The sequence below is a fragment of the Delftia lacustris genome (genome assembly GCF_040267515.1).
Lineage (GTDB): Bacteria > Pseudomonadota > Gammaproteobacteria > Burkholderiales > Burkholderiaceae_C > Comamonas > Comamonas tsuruhatensis.
Genome location: NZ_CP141274.1, coordinates 6,028,586 through 6,045,457, shown reverse-complemented (window position 1 = coordinate 6,045,457; position 16,872 = coordinate 6,028,586). Strand labels below are relative to the sequence as shown.

At 67.9% G+C, this 16,872-nt stretch carries 14 protein-coding genes; all 14 read left to right on the top strand.

Annotated features, from left to right (window positions below; all coding sequences use genetic code 11):
- Window positions 1-84 precede the first annotated feature (84 nt).
- The 14 genes from hslU to U6958_RS29095 all read left to right on the top strand — a co-directional run bounded on the left by hslU (window position 85) and on the right by U6958_RS29095 (window position 16,848).
- Window positions 85-1,404, top strand: coding sequence for an ATP-dependent protease ATPase subunit HslU (gene hslU, locus U6958_RS29160; protein ID WP_193726172.1), 1,320 nt, complete (start codon window positions 85-87; stop codon window positions 1,402-1,404).
- A gap of 370 nt (window positions 1,405-1,774) precedes the next feature.
- Window positions 1,775-2,203 carry a division/cell wall cluster transcriptional repressor MraZ gene (gene mraZ / locus U6958_RS29155; protein ID WP_026062826.1) on the top strand — a complete coding sequence of 143 codons (429 nt, stop codon included), beginning with the start codon at window positions 1,775-1,777 and terminating at the stop codon, window positions 2,201-2,203.
- A gap of 15 nt (window positions 2,204-2,218) precedes the next feature.
- Entirely contained in the window at window positions 2,219-3,148 is a 930-nt protein-coding gene (gene rsmH, locus U6958_RS29150) for a 16S rRNA (cytosine(1402)-N(4))-methyltransferase RsmH (protein WP_074922722.1), read from the top strand.
- A gap of 37 nt (window positions 3,149-3,185) precedes the next feature.
- The gene (gene ftsL, locus U6958_RS29145) at window positions 3,186-3,470 is read left to right on the top strand and encodes a cell division protein FtsL (protein ID WP_012203393.1); all 285 of its coding nucleotides are present in this window, start codon (window positions 3,186-3,188) and stop codon (window positions 3,468-3,470) included.
- The gene (locus tag U6958_RS29140) at window positions 3,467-5,215 is read left to right on the top strand and encodes a penicillin-binding protein 2 (RefSeq protein WP_013804112.1); all 1,749 of its coding nucleotides are present in this window, start codon (window positions 3,467-3,469) and stop codon (window positions 5,213-5,215) included. Before ftsL ends, U6958_RS29140 begins: the two co-directional genes overlap by 4 nt.
- Window positions 5,212-6,741, top strand: a complete 1,530-nt coding sequence (locus U6958_RS29135) for a UDP-N-acetylmuramoyl-L-alanyl-D-glutamate--2,6-diaminopimelate ligase (RefSeq protein WP_074922725.1) — start codon at window positions 5,212-5,214, stop codon at window positions 6,739-6,741. The genes U6958_RS29140 and U6958_RS29135 overlap by 4 nt, the downstream gene beginning before the upstream one ends.
- Window positions 6,738-8,153 (top strand): UDP-N-acetylmuramoyl-tripeptide--D-alanyl-D-alanine ligase, encoded by a 1,416-nt coding sequence (gene murF / locus U6958_RS29130; RefSeq protein ID WP_047217442.1) that lies wholly within the window; start codon window positions 6,738-6,740, stop codon window positions 8,151-8,153. The genes U6958_RS29135 and murF overlap by 4 nt, the downstream gene beginning before the upstream one ends.
- On the top strand, window positions 8,144-9,322 hold the full coding sequence (mraY, locus tag U6958_RS29125; RefSeq protein WP_016448034.1) for a phospho-N-acetylmuramoyl-pentapeptide-transferase: 1,179 nt from the start codon (window positions 8,144-8,146) through the stop codon (window positions 9,320-9,322). Before murF ends, mraY begins: the two co-directional genes overlap by 10 nt.
- 4 nt (window positions 9,323-9,326) lie before the next feature.
- On the top strand, window positions 9,327-11,288 hold the full coding sequence (gene murD, locus U6958_RS29120) for a UDP-N-acetylmuramoyl-L-alanine--D-glutamate ligase (RefSeq protein WP_074922728.1): 1,962 nt from the start codon (window positions 9,327-9,329) through the stop codon (window positions 11,286-11,288).
- A 5-nt stretch (window positions 11,289-11,293) separates the two neighbouring features.
- The gene (gene ftsW, locus U6958_RS29115; protein ID WP_017404612.1) at window positions 11,294-12,559 is read left to right on the top strand and encodes a putative lipid II flippase FtsW; all 1,266 of its coding nucleotides are present in this window, start codon (window positions 11,294-11,296) and stop codon (window positions 12,557-12,559) included.
- The gene (murG, locus tag U6958_RS29110) at window positions 12,556-13,647 is read left to right on the top strand and encodes an undecaprenyldiphospho-muramoylpentapeptide beta-N-acetylglucosaminyltransferase (protein ID WP_016448031.1); all 1,092 of its coding nucleotides are present in this window, start codon (window positions 12,556-12,558) and stop codon (window positions 13,645-13,647) included. The genes ftsW and murG overlap by 4 nt, the downstream gene beginning before the upstream one ends.
- On the top strand, window positions 13,644-15,077 hold the full coding sequence (gene murC, locus U6958_RS29105; protein WP_074922731.1) for a UDP-N-acetylmuramate--L-alanine ligase: 1,434 nt from the start codon (window positions 13,644-13,646) through the stop codon (window positions 15,075-15,077). The genes murG and murC overlap by 4 nt, the downstream gene beginning before the upstream one ends.
- Window positions 15,074-16,051, top strand: coding sequence for a D-alanine--D-alanine ligase (locus U6958_RS29100; protein ID WP_017404614.1), 978 nt, complete (start codon window positions 15,074-15,076; stop codon window positions 16,049-16,051). Before murC ends, U6958_RS29100 begins: the two co-directional genes overlap by 4 nt.
- Window positions 16,048-16,848, top strand: a complete 801-nt coding sequence (locus tag U6958_RS29095; RefSeq protein WP_016448028.1) for a cell division protein FtsQ/DivIB — start codon at window positions 16,048-16,050, stop codon at window positions 16,846-16,848. Before U6958_RS29100 ends, U6958_RS29095 begins: the two co-directional genes overlap by 4 nt.
- The last annotated feature ends 24 nt before the right edge of the window (window positions 16,849-16,872 follow it).

Below are 16,872 nucleotides of genomic sequence, written 5' to 3'. Positions count from 1 at the left end.
TCTCGCCCGGCCATTGAAACGGATAGCCGCCAGCGGCCAGGTAACGGAAGCGGGGCTGGCGGCGCAATGCTTCGAATACACACCATGTCCTCTGCCATGACCCCCCAGGAGATCGTCTCCGAACTGGACCGCCACATCGTCGGCCAGGCTGGCGCCAAGCGCGCCGTGGCCATCGCGCTGCGCAACCGCTGGCGCCGCCAGAACGTGGCCGACGGCCTGCGCCAGGAGATCACGCCCAAGAACATCCTCATGATCGGCCCCACCGGCGTGGGCAAGACCGAGATCGCGCGCCGCCTGGCGCGGCTGGCCGATGCGCCCTTCATCAAGGTCGAGGCCACCAAGTTCACCGAAGTGGGCTACGTGGGCAAGGACGTGGACGCCATCATCCGCGATCTGGCCGAGGTCGCCGTCAAGCAGACGCGCGAGGCCGACATGAAGAAGCTGCGCCTGCGCGCCGAAGACGCTGCAGAGGACCGCATCCTCGACGTGCTCGTGCCCCAGGCCCGCAGCGGCGAGGTGGCTGCCGACAGCACGGCCCGCCAGGTTTTCCGCAAGAAGCTGCGCGAAGGCCAGCTCGACGACAAGGAAATCGATATCGACGTGGCCGACGCGCCGCCCCAGGTGCAGATCATGGGCCCGCAGGGCATGGAGGAGATGGCCGAGCAGCTGCGCGGCATGTTCAGCCACATGGGCCAGGAAAAGCGCAAGACGCGCAAGCTGCGCATTGCCGAGGCCATGAAGCTGCTGACCGACGAGGAAGCGGCCAAGCTCGTCAACGAGGAAGACGTGCGCACGCGCGCCATTGCCAATGCGGAGCAAAACGGCATCGTCTTCATCGACGAGATCGACAAGGTCGCCACGCGCCAGGAAAGCAGCGGCTCCGACATTTCGCGCCAGGGCGTGCAGCGCGACCTGCTGCCCCTGGTCGAGGGCACCAGCGTCTCCACCAAGTACGGCGTGGTCAAGACCGACCACATCCTGTTCATCGCCTCCGGCGCCTTCCACCTGTCCAAGCCCAGCGACCTCATCCCCGAGCTGCAGGGCCGCTTTCCGATCCGCGTGGAGCTGGACTCGCTGTCGGTCCAGGACTTCGAGGCCATCCTCACCCAGACCCATGCCTCCCTGGTCAAGCAGTACCAGGCGCTGCTGGCCACCGAAGGCGTCACGCTGGAGTTCACGCCCGAAGGCATCACCCGGCTGGCCGGCATCGCCTTCGAGGTCAACGAGCGCACCGAGAACATCGGCGCGCGCCGCCTGTCCACCGTGCTGGAGCGGCTGCTGGACGAGGTCAGCTTCGATGCGGCCAAGCTTTCGGGGCAGACCGTCACCATCGACGCGGCCTACGTGGACCAGCGCCTGCAGTCCCTGAGCCAGGACGAAGACCTGTCTCGCTTCATCCTCTGAAGCCTGCCCCGGCGGCCGAGCAGCCGCCATCGAAGTGACTGCCCGCATTGCCGGGCAGTCACTTTTTGTAGGAGGCCGGCCCGAGTTGCACCCGGTCGCCAGCGAATTGAATCGTTGCAATTGCCTGCCGGGATTGAGAGTTCACTTGCAATCACTCCCCTAAGTGCTTGTAAAGTCTCGGTTTTTTGTCATCACTCACATTGCATTCGATCTCTAAGTTGTTGATTTCATTGCAAATAATTGTCCATTCCCGGGTTGTGAAACACCAAATTGCTGCTACAGTGCAAAAAAGTGCAATTAAGTGGTGAAAGTTGCCTTTGTGCCCCGATTTCCGGGACGCGATGGCTCCAACCGACCGGGGTGACTGACCGTGTTTCAAGGGGCGTCCTCGCTGAATCTCGATGGCAAGGGGCGGCTGTCTGTGCCGACCCGGCATCGTGACGCCCTCTTGGCCATGGCGCAGGGCCAGGTCACCCTCACCAAACACCCCCATGGTTGCCTGATGCTGTTCCCGCGCACGGAGTGGCTGCAGTTCCGCGAGCGGATCGCGCAGCTGCCCATGTCGGCGCAGTGGTGGAAGCGCATCTTCCTGGGCAACGCCATGGACGTGGACATGGATGCCACCGGCCGTGTGCTGGTGTCGCCCGAGTTGCGCGACGCCGTGGGTCTGACCAAGGAGGTCGTGCTGCTGGGCATGGGCAACCATTTCGAGCTGTGGGACAAGGCCACTTATGAGGCACATGAAGCGAAGGCCATGCAGGAAGAGATGCCTGCGGCCTTCCAGGATTTTGCTTTCTAGGAAAGAGGCGTTCTCTTGAATCAGCCGTTGCAACACATCACCGTTTTGCTCGACGAGGCCGTCGATGCGCTGCTGGGCGGCGCCGCGCAGCCCGTTGCCGGGCAATGGGTGGACGCGACGTTCGGGCGAGGCGGGCATTCCCGGCGCATCCTCCAGCGGCTAGGGCCGGGCGGGACCTTGCTGGCGTTCGACAAGGACCCGGACGCGATCGAAGAGGCAGCGCGCATCACCGATGCGCGTTTTTCGATTCGGCACGAAGGGTTTCGCCACCTGGGCGAGTTGCCGGCCGGCAGCGTGCAGGGCGTGCTGATGGACCTGGGGGTGAGCTCTCCCCAGATCGACAACCCCGAGCGTGGCTTCAGCTTCCGCTTCGAGGGTCCGCTGGACATGCGCATGGACACCACGCGCGGTCAGAGCGTGGCGGACTGGCTGGCGGAAGCCGATGCCCAGCAGATTGCGGAGGTGATACGTGACTACGGCGAAGAACGGTTTGCTGGCCCCATTGCAAAGGCGATTGTTGCTCGGCGCGAAAGCCAGGGGCCCCTTCGCAACACCGCGGAGCTTGCCGAGCTCGTGGCTGGCGCGGTCCGGACCCGCGAGGCTGGGCAGAACCCAGCGACACGCACATTCCAGGCTCTTCGGATTTTCATCAATGCCGAGCTTGAAGAACTCGAACAGGCGCTAGAGGCCAGCCTGCGCGTGCTCGCGCCGGGCGGGCGCCTGGTGGTGATCAGCTTCCACTCGCTGGAAGACCGCATCGTCAAGCAGTTCATTGCCAGGCATTCCAAGGAAGTCTATGACCGGCGCGCACCCTTTGCCGCGCCCACACCCATGCGCCTTGAAGCCCTGGGCCGCATCAAGCCCAGCGAGGCCGAGGTCGTCGCCAATGCGCGTTCGCGCTCGGCCGTGATGCGCGTGGCCCGCCGCACCGAGGTGCCTGCATGAAGCGCACGCACCGTCTGGCGCAAGAGGAGGGCGTGGCATGCTGCGCCTGAACCTCGTGCTGCTGCTGGCGGTGATGGCCAGCGCCATCTTCCTGGTGCACAACCAGTACGAGTCGCGCCGGCTGTTCACCGAACTGGACCGCGCCGTGGCCGAATCGCGCCGCCTGGCCACCGAGCAGCAGCGCCTGCAGGTGGAAAAGCGCGCCCAGGCCACGCCGCAGCGCATCGAGGTCATGGCGCGCGAGCGCCTGCAGATGAAGCCGGCGACGCCGGCCATCGCCCAGTACGTCAATGACGATGCGCGCACGGGAGTGGCTCCATGACGCGCAGCGTGCTCTACACCTCCAGCCCCTTGCTGGCGTCCAAGACACCCCTGTGGCGCAGCAAGATGATCGTGGCCATGCTGGGCCTGGGCTTTGTCGGCCTGGGTGCACGCGCGGCCTATGTGCAGGTGTTCGGCAACGACTTCTTCCAGCGCCAGGGCCAGGTGCGCTTTGCGCGCACGCTGGAGTTGCCGGCCAACCGCGGCCGCCTGCTGGACCGCAATGGACTGATCCTGGCCTCCAGCGTTCCCGCCGCCAGCATCTGGGCCATTCCCGAAGATGTCGAGCAGGACGACCCCGAGGTCAAGGCCAAGCTCAAGCAGCTGGCCGCGCTCATGGAGATGCCGCTGCCCGCGCTGATGGAAAAGCTGGCCGACGAGGACAAGACCTTCGTCTGGATCAAGCGCCAGCTCGACTGGGACGTGGGCCAGCAGATCCATGCCCTCAACATCAAGGGCATCTACCAGCGCAAGGAATACAAGCGCCAGTACCCGGAAGGCGAATCGGCTGCCCACATCGTGGGCTTCACCAATGTGGAAGACCATGGCCAGGAAGGCATGGAGCTGGCCTTCGACAAGGAGCTGGGTGGCAAGCCCGGCTCGCGCCGCGTGATCAAGGACCGCCTGGGCCGCGTGGTCGAGGGCGTGGGCGAGGAAGTGCCGCCTCAGGACGGCCGAGACATCCAGCTGTCCGTGGACAGCAAGGTCCAGTACTTCGCCTACCAGAAGCTCAAGGAGCAGGTCATCGCGCACAAGGCCAAGGCGGGCAGCGTGGTGGTCATGGATGCGCACACCGGCGAATTGCTGGCCCTGGCCAACTACCCCAGCTACGTGCCCGACAAGCGCAAGAACCTGACGGGCGAGCAGCTGCGCAACCGCGCCATCACCGACACCTTCGAGCCCGGCTCGACCATGAAGCCCATCACCATCGGCCTGGCGCTGGAGTCGGGCCGCTTCAAGCCGGAAACGCCCATCGACACCACGCCGGGCCGCGTCAACGTCACGGGCTCGACGATTTCCGACACCCACAACTACGGCCTGCTCACCGTGGCCGGCGTGATCCAGAAGTCCAGTAACGTGGGCACGACCAAGATCGCGCTGCAGATGCCGGCCAAGGAAATGTGGGAAACCTTCTCGGCCGTGGGCTTCGGCCAGAAGCCGCAGATCTCCTTCCCCGGCGCCGCCAGCGGTCGCCTGCGTCCCTACAAGACCTGGAGGCCGGTGGAGCAGGCCACCATGGGCTATGGCTACGGCCTGTCCGCCAGCCTGCTGCAGATGACGCGCAGCTACACCGTCTTTGCCAACGGCGGGCGCGTGATCCCGGCCACCATGGTCAAGACCGACGAGCCGCCCGTGGGCGTGCCCGTGTTCTCTCCGCGCACGGCCAACGAGGTGCGCAAGATGCTGGCCCTGGCGGCCGGCCCCGGCGGCACGGGCCAGCGCGCCCAGACCATCGGCTACTCGGTGGGCGGCAAGTCGGGCACGGCCCGCAAGCAGCAGGGCAAGGGCTATGCCGCCGGCAAGTACCGCGCCTGGTTCACGGGCATGGCGCCCATCGAGAACCCGCGCATCATCGTCGCCGTGATGGTGGACGAGCCCAGTGCCGGCACCATCTACGGCGGCACCGTGGCGGCACCCGTGTTCAGCGAAGTGGTGCAGCAGACGCTGCGCCTGATGGGCGTGCAGCCCGATATGGAAGTCAAGCCCTTGATCGTCGCCAACCCCGTGGAGGAGCCCTCGCTATGAGTTCCTCCCAAGCCCTGCGGGTGCTGTCCACGGCCACCGAGGCTGTCCAATGGCTGGCCGCCCGCCTGCAAGGCAGCGGCACGCTGCAGACCGACAGCCGCAAGGTCCGGCCCGGCGATGCCTTCATTGCCTGGCCCGGCGCGGCCACCGATGGCCGCGCCCATGTGGCCTCGGCCCTGGAGCGCGGCGCCGTGGCCTGCCTGGTCGAAGCGCAGGGCGTCGAGCCCTTCGGTTTTTCCGGCGAGCACATCGCGGCCTTGCCTGGCCTCAAGGCCGCCACGGGCCTGATCGCCGACCAGTGGTTCCAGCATCCCAGCGCCCGGATCGACGTGCTGGCCGTCACCGGCACCAACGGAAAGACCACCACGGCCTGGTGGCTGGCGCATGCGCTGGCCCAGGTGAAGCTGCAGGAACGCAGCGGCTGCGCCCTGGTGGGCACGCTGGGCGTGGGCATCCCGCCCGCCCTGGAATCCACGGGCATGACCACGCCCGACCCGGTGCGGCTGCAACGCGCATTCCGCGAGTACGCCGATGCGGGCCTGGCGGCCTGCGCCATCGAGGCCTCGTCCATCGGCATCGTCGAGCACCGGCTGGACGGCACGCGCATCCGCGTGGCGATGTTCACCAATTTCACGCAGGACCATCTCGACTACCACGGCAGCATGCAGGCCTACTGGGATGCCAAGGCCGCGCTGTTCGACTGGCCCGGCCTGCAGGCCGCCGTCGTCAATGTGGACGACGCGCACGGCGCGCGCCTGTGGGCCACGCTGCAGTCGCGCGCATCCTCTGCCGCGCTCGATGTCTGGAGCATTTCCATCGAGGGCGCGGCGCGCCTGCAGGCCAAGGACATCGCGCTGGGCGCCGAGGGCCTGAGCTTCACCGTGATCGAGGCCGGCCACAGCCTGCGCATGCACACGCGCATGGTGGGCCAGTACAACGTATCCAACCTGCTGGGTGTGCTGGCAGCGCTGCGCTGCCTGGGCCTGAGCCTGGACCAGGCCGTCGCTGCCTGCGCCCACCTGGAGCCCGTGCCCGGCCGCATGCAGCAGATCGTCCAGCCCGGCCAGCCGCTGGTGGCCGTGGACTACGCCCACACGCCTGACGCGCTGGACAAGGCCCTGCGCGCCTTGCGCCCGGCCGCCGAGCAGCGCCAGGGCCGGCTGTGGTGCGTGTTCGGTTGCGGTGGAGACCGCGATGCCACCAAGCGGCCGCTCATGGGGCAGGCCGCCCAGAAGAATGCCGACTGCGTGCTGGTCACCAGCGACAACCCGCGCAGCGAAGTGCCCGACCGCATCATCGACCAGATCCTGGCCGGCATGCAGCCGGGCGAGAACCTGCAGTCCCAGGCCGATCGCGCGGCGGCCATCGCCCAGGCGATCGCGCACGCCAGCGAACGCGACGTGGTGCTGATCGCCGGCAAGGGACATGAGGACTACCAGGAGACGGCAGGCCAGCGCCATCCGTTCTCCGACATGGCCGAGGCGCGCAAGGCGCTGGCGGCCCGTGAAGGAAAGAAGCGGTCATGATGACCTTGCAACAAGCGCTGGAGCTGATCCAGTCGCATATCCCCCAGGCACGGCTGGTCGGCAACGGCCAGACCGTGCTCACGCGCGTGCACACCGACACCCGCACGCTGCAGGCCGGGGATCTGTTCGTCGCCTTGAAGGGCGAGCGTTTCGATGCCAACCAGTTCCTGGTCCAGGCCCGCGAGGCCGGTGCCGCCGCAGCCCTGGCCCATGGCGGCCTGGAGGCTGCAGGCCTGTCCGGCATCGAAGTGCCCGATTCGCTGGCCGCCCTGGGCGCGCTGGCCACGGCCTGGCGCGCGCGCTTTGCGCTGCCGCTGATCGCCGTCACCGGCAGCAACGGCAAGACCACGGTCACGCAGATGGTGGCCTCCATCCTGCGTGCCCATGCGGGCGAGGCGGCGCTGGCCACGCGCGGCAACTTCAACAACTCCATCGGCCTGCCGCTGAGCCTGATGCGCATGACCGGCCAGCACCGCGTGGCCGTGCTGGAGATGGGCATGAACCATCCCGGCGAGATTGCCGAGCTGGCCGCCATCGGCCAACCCACGGTGGCCCTGGTCAACAACGCCCAGCGCGAGCACCAGGAATTCATGCACACGGTCGAGGCCGTGGCGCGCGAAAACGGCAGCGTGCTGCTGGCCCTGCCCGCCGACGGCGTGGCCGTGTTCCCCGCAGGCGACACCTACACGCCGCTGTGGCGTGAGCTGGCGGGCGCCCGCCAATGCCTGTTGTTCGGCGAGTCTGGCGACGGCGCCCATATCCACGCGCGTGACGCGCTGTGGCTGGGCGATGCCTGGCAGTTCACCCTGGCCACGCCCGAGGGCGAGGCGCCGGTGCGCCTGCACATCGCCGGCCGCCACAACGTGCGCAATGCGCTGGCCGCAGCGGCCTGCGCCCAGGCGGCCGGCGTGCCGCTGGCCGACATCGCACGCGGCCTGAGCGTGTTCGAGCCCGTGCAGGGCCGCTCGCGCGCGCTGAGCGTTTCGGTGCAAGGCCGCCCAGTCACCGTGATCGACGACAGCTACAACGCCAATCCCGATTCGGTGGCCGCGGCCATCGAGGTGCTGCGCGAACTGCCCGCTCCCCAACTGCTGGTGCTGGGCGACATGGGCGAGGTCGGCGACCAGGGGCCGCAATTCCATGCCGAGGCGGGCGCGCTGGCGCGCAGCCTGGGCATTGCCCGGCTGTTCACGCTGGGCGCGCAAAGCACATCCGCCGCCACCGCATTCGGTGCAGGTGCCCGGCATTTCGAAGACATGGCCTCGCTGCAACAGGCAGCCTGTGCCGCGCTGCCCGAGGTGGGTAGCATTCTGGTCAAGGGTTCGAGGTTCATGAAGATGGAGCAGGTGGTTCAGGCGGTCGAGGCGGCCGGCAAGGATGACGGTTGCAAGAAGGAGGCCGCATGCTGCTGATGCTGTCCCAATGGCTGCAGGGCCTGTCCCCCGAGTTCGGCTTTCTGCGCGTCTTCCAGTACCTCACGATGCGCGCCGTGATGGCCGCGCTCACGGCCCTGGTCATCGGCCTGCTGGCCGGGCCGCGCCTGATCCGCATGCTGACCTCGCTCAAGATCGGCCAGCCCGTGCGCGGCTACGGCATGGAAACCCATCTGGCCAAGAGCGGCACGCCCACCATGGGCGGGGCGCTGATCCTGCTGTCCATCGCCGTGTCCACGCTGCTGTGGTTCGACCTGTCCAACCGCTTCGTCTGGATCGTGCTGCTGGTCACCCTGGGCTTCGGCACCATCGGTTGGGTCGATGACTGGCGCAAGGTGGTCAACAAGGACCCCGAGGGCATGCGCTCGGGCGAGAAGTATTTCTGGCAGTCCGTCATCGGACTGCTGGCCGCGCTCTACCTGGTGTTCTGCATTTCGGAGAACACCAATGCCCAGGTCTTCGAGCTGTTCGTGACCTGGGTGCAGTCGGGCTTTTCGCTGGACCTGCCGCCCAAGGCCGGCCTGCTTGTTCCCTTCTTCAAGGAAGTCAGCTACCCGCTGGGCGTGCTCGGCTTCGTGGTCATGACCTACCTGGTCATCGTGGGCGCCAGCAATGCGGTGAACCTGACCGATGGCCTGGACGGCCTGGCCATCATGCCTGTGATCATGGTGGGCTCGGCCCTGGGCATCTTTGCCTATGTGACCGGCAACGCCGGCTACGCCAAGTACCTGCTGTTCCCGCACATTCCGGGCTCGGGCGAGCTGCTGGTGTATTGCGCGGCCATGGCCGGAGCGGGTCTGGCCTTTCTGTGGTTCAACGCCCATCCGGCCCAGGTCTTCATGGGCGACGTGGGCGCGCTGGCGCTGGGCGCTTCGCTGGGCACCATCGCCGTGATCGTTCGCCAGGAAATCGTGCTGGCCATCATGGGCGGCATCTTCGTGGTCGAGGCGCTGTCGGTGATGCTGCAGGTCACCTGGTTCAAGTTCACCAAGAAGCGCTATGGCGAAGGCCGTCGCCTGCTCAAGATGGCGCCGCTGCACCACCATTTCGAGAAGAGCGGCTGGAAGGAAACCCAGGTCGTGATCCGCTTCTGGATCATCACCATGCTGCTGTGCCTGCTGGGCCTGTCCACGCTGAAGCTGAGGTGAGTCCATGAACACCGAAGACTTCAAGACCGAACCTCCTGCGCTGCCGGCTGGCGAGCCCGCTGTCCCGGCGCTGCATGCCGAACTGGCCAAGGGGGCCGACTTTGCCTCGGAGTCTGCCGGCGAGCGGGCGGACGAGCCGGTCGCGGATCCGGTCCTGGACGATTCGCCGGTTGCGGCGCCGCAAGGCGCAGAGCAGCCGCTGGCTGCGGAGCCTTCGCAGGCGCTTGGGCTTGAGGCAGCCCCGGCCCCTGCGGCGATGACCGAGCCTGTGCCCGACATCTCCACGCTGACGGCAGCCAGGGATGCCGCTGCCTTCGTGGCCCAGATCTTTGCCGACCCCAGCATCTCGGATTCCTCCGACGCCGAGGTCACCCCGGTCGCCACCGAAGAGGTGGTTGAAGCCGAACAGGTACTGCCACCCGTGGCTGCCGGCTGGCCCGGCGAGCAGGCCCAGCACCTGCAGGGCCAGCGCGTGCTCATCCTGGGCCTGGGCGCCTCGGGCCTGGCCATGGCGCGCTGGTGCGTGCGCTGCGGCGCCGAAGTCATCGTGGCCGATACGCGCCAGGCGCCGCCCCAGCTGCAACAGCTGTCCGCCGAACTGCCCCAGGCGCGCTTCGTGCCCGGAGATTTCACGGCCCAGCTGGTGGACGGCCAGAGCCTGGGGCTGGTCTACCGCTCGCCCGGCCTGAGCCCGGCCGCCGTGGCGCCCGTGGTCGACACGGCCCGGGCCCAGGGCCTGCCCGTGGGCGGCGAACTCGATCTCTTCGCCATGGCGCTCAAGGCCCTGGCCGCAGCCCATGGCTACCGTCCCACCGTGCTGGGCATTACCGGAACCAATGGCAAGACCACGGTCACCTCGCTGACCGGGCAACTGCTGGAGCATGCCGGCCTGCGCGTGGCGGTGGCGGGCAATATCGGCCCCACGCTGCTGGACACGCTGACCCAGGCCATCGATGCCGAAACGCTGCCCCAGGCCTGGGTGCTGGAGCTGTCCAGCTTCCAGCTCGACGGCGTGCAGATGTTCGAGCCCACGGCCGCCGCCGTCCTCAATATCACCCAGGACCACCTGGACTGGCACGGCAGCCTGCGCGCCTATGCCGATGCCAAGGCCTGTATCTTCGGCAGCAGCGGCATCATGGTGCTCAACCGCGAGGACCCCGAGGTCATGCGCATGCTGCCGGCACCCGTGGTGCCGCCGGGCAAGCGCCAAAAGCCCCAGCAGCGCGCCCACATCACCTTCGGCGGCGACATGCCGCGCCGCCCCGGCGACTTCGGTCTGGAAGTGGTCAGCGGCATGACGTGGCTGGTGCGCGCCCATGAGGCCGACGAAACCGCCAAGGGCAAGAACGCCGAAGACCTGTACATCCAGCGCCTGATGCCCGCCGACGCGCTGCGCATCCGCGGCCGGCACAACGCCATCAATGCCCTGTCCGCCCTGGCCCTGGCCAGCGCGGGCGGCTGCACGCTGGCGCCCCTGCTCTACGGCCTGCGCGAGTACCGGGGCGAGCCGCACCGCGTCCAGCCCATCGGCCGCGTCAACGGCGTGGAGTACTACGACGACAGCAAGGGCACGAACGTGGGCGCCACCGTGGCCGCGCTGTCGGGCCTGGGGCCTGACCACCGCATCGTGGTCATCCTGGGCGGTGACGGCAAGGGCCAGGATTTCTCTCCGCTGGCCGCACCTGTGTCGCGCCACGTGCGCGCCGCCGTGCTGATCGGCCGCGACGCGGGCCGCATCCGCGCTGCGCTGCAGGACTGCGGCGTGCCCCTGGTCGATGCCACCACCATGGCCGATGCCGTGGAGTTGGCCGCCTCGCGCGCCCATGAAGGCGACGCCGTGCTGCTGTCGCCCGCCTGCGCCAGCCTGGACATGTTCCGCAACTACGAGGACCGGGCCCACCAGTTCGTCGATGCCGTGCGCGCGCTGGCGCTGGATGCCGGGCATGAACTCGGAGGTGCTGCATGAGCGCGATGAACGCCATGAACCAGGCCCTGGGCCGCATGCGCTCCTGGTTCGGAGGCGCGCAGGAAAAGGCCATCGACGTGCTGCCCGTGCGCCTGGGCGGTCCCCAGTACCACCGGCCCACGCAGACGCCGGCCAGCGTGCTCGGCCTGGACCAGGCCCTGATCTGGGTGGTCATAGGCCTGCTGGCCTGGAGCCTGGTCATGGTGTATTCGGCATCGATCGCCATGCCGGACAATCCGCGCTTCGGCAAGATCGCGCCCACCCATTTCCTGATGCGCCATGCCATGTCCATAGGCATGGCCTTCGTCGGCGCGCTGCTGGCCTTCCAGGTGTCCATGGCCACCTGGGAGCGCATGGCGCGCAAGCTCTTCCTGGTGTCCCTGGTCCTGCTGGTGGCCGTGCTGATCCCGCACGTGGGCACCGTGGTCAACGGCGCGCGGCGCTGGCTGTCCCTGGGCATCATGAACTTCCAGCCGTCCGAGCTGGCCAAGTTCGCCGTGCTCATCTATGCGGCCGACTACATGGTGCGCAAGATGGAGGTCAAGGAGCGCTTCTTCCGCGCCGTGCTGCCCATGGGGCTGGCCGTGGTGCTGGTCGGGGTGCTGCTGCTGGCCGAGCCCGACATGGGCGCCTTCATGGTGATCGTGGTGATCGCCATGGGCATCCTGTTCCTGGGCGGCGTGAACGCGCGCATGTTCTTCCTGATCGCGGCCCTGGTGGTGCTGGCCTTCGTGCTCATCATCGCCACCTCCGAATGGCGGCGCGAGCGCATCTTTGCCTACCTCAATCCCTGGGATGAAAAGCATGCCCTGGGCAAGGGCTACCAGCTGTCGCATGCGTTGATCGCCATCGGGCGCGGCGAGATCTTCGGCGTGGGCCTGGGCCGCAGCGTCGAAAAGCTGCACTGGCTGCCCGAGGCGCACACCGACTTTCTGCTGGCCGTGATCGGCGAGGAATTCGGCCTGGTCGGCGTGCTCCTGATCGCCGTCACCTTCCTGTGGCTCACGCGCCGCATCATGCTCATAGGGCGGCAGGCCATTGCGCTGGACCGGGTGTTCTCCGGCCTGGTGGCCGAGGGCATTGCGATCTGGATGGGCTTCCAGGCCTTCATCAACATGGGCGTGAACCTGGGCGCGCTGCCGACCAAGGGACTGACGCTGCCCCTGATGAGCTTCGGCGGGTCGGCCATCCTCATGAATCTGATAGCGATAGCGGTGGTGTTAAGGGTGGACTACGAGAACAAGTTGCTGATGAAGGGAGGGCATGCATGACGCAGTCCACCTCTCAAGGCACGCAACGCCAGCGCACGGCCCTGATCATGGCCGGCGGCACGGGCGGCCATATCTTCCCGGGCCTGGCCGTGGCCCAGGCGCTGCGCGAGCGCGGCTGGAACGTGCGCTGGCTGGGCGCCCCCGGCTCCATGGAGTCGCGCATCGTGCCGGCCCAGGGCTTCCCGCTGGAGACCATCGAGTTCTCGGGCGTGCGCGGCAAGGGCATCATGACCCTGGCCTTTTTGCCCATGCGCCTGCTGCGTGCCTTCTGGCAGGCGCTGGCCGTGGTGCGCCGCGTCAAGCCCGACGTGGTCGTGGGCCTGGGCGGCTACATCAGCTTCCCCGGTGGAATGATGGCCGTGCTGGCCGGCAAGCCCCTGGTGCTGCATGAGCAGAACTCCGTGGCCGGCATGGCCAACAAGGTGCTGGCCAGCGTCTCCCACCGCATCTTCACCGCCTTCCCCAACGTGTTCCCCAAGGGCCGCTGGGTCGGCAACCCCTTGCGCCAGGCCTTCACCGAGCAGCCCGCGCCCGAGCAGCGCTTTGCGGGCCGCAGCGGTCCGCTGCGCCTGCTGGTGGTGGGCGGCAGCCTGGGCGCCAAGGCGCTCAACGAGATCGTGCCGCAGGCGCTGGCCCTGATTCCGGCCGATGTGCGCCCCGTCGTGCTCCACCAAAGCGGCGCCGCACAGATCGACGCCCTGCGCGCCAACTACGCGGCGGCAGGCGTGCAGGCCGAGCTGACGCCCTTCATCGACGATACGGCGCGCGCCTTTGCCGAGGCCGATGTCATCGTCTGCCGCGCCGGTGCCAGCACGGTCACCGAGATCGCGGCCGTGGGCGCAGCCGCCATCTATGTGCCTTTCCCGGCCGCCGTGGACGACCACCAGACCGCGAACGCGCGTTTCCTGGTCGATGCCGGTGGTGGATGGTTGATGCAACAAAGCGCACTGACTGCCCAAAGCCTGGCCGAAATGCTACAAAATATGCAGCGTGCGACGCTGCTGGAGCGCGCTGGAAAAGCCAAGAAAATGCAAAAGACCGAAGCCACCGCCGAGGTGGTCGCCGCCTGTGAGGAACTGGCCGCATGAAGCACGCCATTCATCACATCCATTTCGTCGGCATCGGCGGCGCCGGAATGAGCGGCATCGCCGAGGTGCTGCACAACCTGGGTTACGCCGTCTCGGGCTCGGACCTGTCCGACAGCGCCACGCTGCGCCGGCTCGCAGGCCTGGGCATTGCCACCCACGTCGGCCATGCCGCCGCGCACATCGAAGGGGCTGACGCCGTCGTCACCTCCACCGCCGTGCAGTCCGACAACCCCGAGGTGGTCGCTGCGCGCACGCACAAGATCCCCGTCGTGCCGCGTGCACTCATGCTGGCCGAGCTGATGCGCTTCAAGCAGGGCATCGCCATCGCAGGAGCCCACGGCAAGACCACGACCACCAGCCTGGTGACCAGCGTGCTGGCCGAGGCCGGGCTGGACCCGACCTTCGTCATCGGCGGCAAGCTCAACAGCGCGGGCGCCAACGCCAAGCTGGGCCAGGGCGACTACATCGTGGTCGAGGCGGACGAGTCCGACGCCTCCTTCCTGAACCTGCTGCCCGTGATGGCCGTCGTCACCAACATCGACGCCGACCACATGGAAACCTACGGCCATGACTTCGGCCGGCTCAAGGGCGCCTTCGTCGACTTTCTGCACCGCATGCCGTTCTACGGCCGCGCCATCGTCTGCGTGGACAGCCCGGCCGTGCGCGAGATCCTGTCCCAGGTGGCCCGCCCCGTGACCACCTACGGCTTTGCCGAGGACGCCCAGGTGCGCGCCCTCAACGTGCGCGCCGAGGCCGGCCGCATGCATTTCACGGTGCGCCGCAGCAACGGCCAAAGCTATCCCGACCTGGACGTGGTGCTGAGCCTGCCGGGCGAGCACAACGTGCTCAACGCGCTGTCGGCCGTGGCCGTCGCCATGGAGCTGGAGATTGCCGACGAGGCGCTGCTGCGCGCCTTCGAAAGCTTCAAGGGCGTGGGCCGGCGCTTCCAGCGCTATGGCGAACTCCCTGCAGCGGACGGTGGCATCTTCACCGTCATCGACGACTACGGGCACCACCCTGTCGAGATGGCGGCCACGCTGGCTGCTGCGCGCGGCGCCTTCCCGGGCCGCCGCCTGGTGCTGGCCTTCCAGCCGCACCGCTACAGCCGCACGCGCGATTGCTTCGAGGATTTCGTCAAGGTCATCGGCCTGGCCGATGCCGTGCTGCTGACCGAGGTCTATGCGGCCGGCGAGGCGCCGGTGGTGGCGGCCGATGGCCGCTCGTTGGCGCGCGCCCTGCGCGTGGCCGGCCGGGTCGAGCCGGTCTTTGTGGAAGACGTTGCCGAGCTGCCGGCGGCCCTGGCCGCCCACGCCCGCGATGGCGACGTGCTGTTGTGCATGGGGGCCGGCTCGATTGGCGCCGTGCCCGGAAAGTTGGTTGAAATGCTTCAGAAACAAGAGCTGCAGGCGCAGCAGGGAGCTGCGCAATGAGCAGCTTCGGCACCCAGATCGATGTCAAGGCCCTGGGCAAGGTGGCCGTGCTGTTGGGCGGCCGCTCGGCCGAGCGCGAGGTCTCGCTGATGTCGGGCACGGGCGTGCTCAAGGCCCTGCTGTCGCAGGGCGTGGATGCCCATGCCTTCGACCCCGCCGAGCGGGACCTGGGCGAGTTGAAGAAGGACGGTTTCGACCGCTGCTTCATCGCGCTGCATGGCCGCTACGGTGAGGACGGCACGGTGCAGGGCGCGCTGGAGCTGCTGGGCATCCCGTACACGGGCCCCGGCGTGATGGCATCCAGCATCGCCATGGACAAGATCATGACCAAGCGCATCTGGCGCTTCGAGGGTCTGCCCACACCCGACTGGCGGCTGGTCGCCAGCGCCGACGAGACCCGCGCCGCGCTGCAGGCGCTGGGCGCGCCCATGATCGTCAAGCCCTCGCGCGAGGGCTCGACCATCGGCCTGACCAAGGTCTGGACAGCCGAGGAATGCGAGCAGGCCTATGTGCTGGCCTCCCGGTACGACCCCGAAGTGCTCTGCGAAGAGTTCATCGAAGGCGACGAGACCACCTGCCCCGTGCTCGGAACCGGCGAGGGCGCCCACGCCCTGCCCGTGATCCGCATCGTCGCGCCCGAAGGCAACTACGACTACCAGAACAAGTACTTCACCGACGACACCCAGTACCACTGCCCCAGCGGCCTGCCTGCCGAGGAAGAGGCCGAGATCCGGCGCATCGTCGTGCGGGCCTTCCGCACGCTGGGCTGCCGCGGCTGGTCGCGCGCCGACATCATGATCCGCGCCAGCGACCGCAAGCCCTTCCTGCTGGAGATCAACACCTCGCCGGGCATGACGGGCCACTCGCTGGTGCCCATGTCGGCCCGCGCCATCGGCGTGAGCTACGAAAACCTGTGCCTGGGCATCCTGGCCAGCGCCGCGCTGGACGCGCAACCGGAGCAGGAGCACGCATGAGCTACTCCCTGCCGGCCCCCTTCGACGTCAAGCTCATGAACGTGACCGCCACGGTCCTGTTCGTGGGCGTGGCTGCGCTGGGGCTGGCAGCGGTGAGCTGGTGGGCGCTGCGCCATCCGGCCTTCAACATCGGCCGCATCGTGGTCGAGGGCGAGCTGGTGCACAACAACGCGGTGACGCTGCGCGCCAATGTGGCGCCGGTGCTCACGGGCAACTTTTTCACCGTGGATCTCAAGGCCGCCAAGGCGGCGTTCGAGCAGGTGCCCTGGGTGCGCGAGGCGCAGGTGCGCCGCGACTATCCCAACAGCCTGCGCGTCATCCTGCACGAGCATGTGGCCGAGGCCTTCTGGGGGCCTGATTCGGGCACCGGCCTGGTCAACAGCTTCGGCGAGGTCTTCGAGGCCAACCTGGGCGAGCTGGACCGCGACGGCCTGCCGCGCCTGCAGGGCCCCGAGGACAGCGCCCCGCAGATGCTGCAGATGTACCGGCTGCTGGTGCCGGCGCTGGGGCCGCTGGATGTGGAGATCGACGGGCTGACGCTCAATGCGCGCGGCAGCTGGCAGCTCAGGCTGGCCAACGACGCACAGATCGAACTGGGTGGCGGCAGCGTGGAGGCCGTGCTGCAGCGCGTGCAGCGCTTCGTGCGCACGCTGCCCCAGATCACGACCCAATACAAGCGCAAGGCCGACGCCATCGAGTCGGCCGACCTGCGCTACGAAGACGGATATGCGCTGAGGCTGCGCGGTGTGACCACCGGCACGGCCAAGGCGCCGGCTGCAGTGCGTCCCCGACGCTGAAGACGAGGGAGGACAGACCTATGT

What these genes read in the sequence shown, in the direction of transcription:
- U6958_RS29135 (WP_074922725.1), top strand. Translation starts at nt 5,212, where the DNA reads ATGAGTTCCTCCCAAGCCCTGCGGGTGCTGTCCACGGCCACCGAGGCT.
- ftsW (WP_017404612.1), top strand. Translation starts at nt 11,294, where the DNA reads ATGAACGCCATGAACCAGGCCCTGGGCCGCATGCGCTCCTGGTTCGGA.
- hslU (WP_193726172.1), top strand. Translation starts at nt 85, where the DNA reads ATGTCCTCTGCCATGACCCCCCAGGAGATCGTCTCCGAACTGGACCGC.
- ftsL (WP_012203393.1), top strand. Translation starts at nt 3,186, where the DNA reads ATGCTGCGCCTGAACCTCGTGCTGCTGCTGGCGGTGATGGCCAGCGCC.
- murD (WP_074922728.1), top strand. Translation starts at nt 9,327, where the DNA reads ATGAACACCGAAGACTTCAAGACCGAACCTCCTGCGCTGCCGGCTGGC.
- murF (WP_047217442.1), top strand. Translation starts at nt 6,738, where the DNA reads ATGATGACCTTGCAACAAGCGCTGGAGCTGATCCAGTCGCATATCCCC.
- U6958_RS29140 (WP_013804112.1), top strand. Translation starts at nt 3,467, where the DNA reads ATGACGCGCAGCGTGCTCTACACCTCCAGCCCCTTGCTGGCGTCCAAG.
- murG (WP_016448031.1), top strand. Translation starts at nt 12,556, where the DNA reads ATGACGCAGTCCACCTCTCAAGGCACGCAACGCCAGCGCACGGCCCTG.
- U6958_RS29100 (WP_017404614.1), top strand. Translation starts at nt 15,074, where the DNA reads ATGAGCAGCTTCGGCACCCAGATCGATGTCAAGGCCCTGGGCAAGGTG.
- U6958_RS29095 (WP_016448028.1), top strand. Translation starts at nt 16,048, where the DNA reads ATGAGCTACTCCCTGCCGGCCCCCTTCGACGTCAAGCTCATGAACGTG.
- mraY (WP_016448034.1), top strand. Translation starts at nt 8,144, where the DNA reads ATGCTGCTGATGCTGTCCCAATGGCTGCAGGGCCTGTCCCCCGAGTTC.
- murC (WP_074922731.1), top strand. Translation starts at nt 13,644, where the DNA reads ATGAAGCACGCCATTCATCACATCCATTTCGTCGGCATCGGCGGCGCC.